This window comes from Streptomyces sp. NPDC047081, assembly GCF_040643775.1.
Taxonomy (GTDB): domain Bacteria; phylum Actinomycetota; class Actinomycetes; order Streptomycetales; family Streptomycetaceae; genus Streptomyces.
In genome coordinates, this window is record NZ_JBEYUY010000084.1 from 1 (window position 1) to 1,120 (window position 1,120).

Below are 1,120 nucleotides of genomic sequence, written 5' to 3' on the forward strand. Positions count from 1 at the left end.
CATTTTGGATCTCCTTTTTAACGGACTAATGAACAAAAAAACACTGGTAGATTTTTCAAAAATCACAGCGGTGAAAAATGCTAAATTCCACCCCAGAAAACCAAAATTTCAAAAAGTTAGCAGCCTAAAATTTAGCCAAATCTTTCAAAATTACCGCTCTATTTTTTCAAACTTTTATATCAATAAAGCGATATTTCCATTTTTTGATATGTCGAATTTTAGCTTAAAATCAACGAAAACTCTTGTCAATAGGCAAACGAAAATATTTTTTACCATTCAACTCTAAATGCCAAATAGAGTCCGACGCTAAATTTTCAAAATCCGATTTTTTACCCAACCGTTTCGCGTTTTCCGAACGAGCCGAAAATCGTTAGGGTTCGACCCTGATTTTCTTTCCAGCCTAACCGAGCAGTTGCTCGGCCTGCTTTTAAATATGGTCGTTTTGAACGCTTGAACAAGTTCAACCGCTCAAAAGACCTTGCCTAATTTCTTTGAAGCAATTTCGCCCTCGCATCTTGAAATTCTTGCTCACTTATGTGCCCATCTTCTTTTAATTTCGCCCATTTAATAAGCTCATCGGCAACAGAAAAGGACTTCATTTTCTCGCCTTTAATTATGTCAATATCTGTAGACTTTCCTTTCTCCAACGCTGACCTAGACTTATTAGAGAAAATACCATTCACTTCAACCCAGCGTGCATGAGACGCCAGCGGAGAAAGGAATAACTTATTCACTAGCAATATGTAAGTTATAGCTATTCCAGCGAATACGGATGAAATAATAAACTCTTCGACCTGCCTTTCCCAGCGAGATGAGGCTCCTAATGTTGTAGCGAAGTAAAGTGCAAAAAGAACTGCAACAAGAAGTGCTAAATAACAGTAGCCTCTAAAATTTTTCACTCCGGTTTCTACATGAGAGAAATCTCCATTTCTCTTCATCATTAAAGTGCCAAAGATAAGAAAAACAACCGGAATCACCCCAATAACAAAAAAGACTGCTGGAAGCAACGCCAGTACAAATAACATTATTTTACTCTGTTCAACACTACTTAGCGGTTCATTCTTCATACTACCCCCAACAATATATTAATCACGCATCCATTTACCGAGCAATTCATCCC

The 1,120-nt window shown here is 37.4% G+C and carries 2 protein-coding genes; one reads left to right on the top strand and one right to left on the bottom strand.

From position 1 onward, the window contains the following. On the top strand, nucleotides 1–286 hold a 286-nt coding region (locus ABZ848_RS49560; RefSeq protein WP_360843753.1), incomplete at its 5' end, for a hypothetical protein. Between the two features lie 196 nt (nucleotides 287–482). On the opposite strand, the gene ABZ848_RS49565 is transcribed toward ABZ848_RS49560, so the two are convergent. Beyond that, nucleotides 483–1,067, bottom strand: coding sequence for an SHOCT domain-containing protein (locus ABZ848_RS49565; protein ID WP_360843756.1), 585 nt, complete (start codon nucleotides 1,065–1,067; stop codon nucleotides 483–485). Between the last annotated feature and the right edge of the window lie 53 nt (nucleotides 1,068–1,120).

Coding starts and splice junctions, on each gene's coding strand:
- ABZ848_RS49565 (WP_360843756.1), bottom strand. CDS start 1,067: ATGAAGAATGAACCGCTAAGTAGTGTTGAACAGAGTAAAATAATGTTA.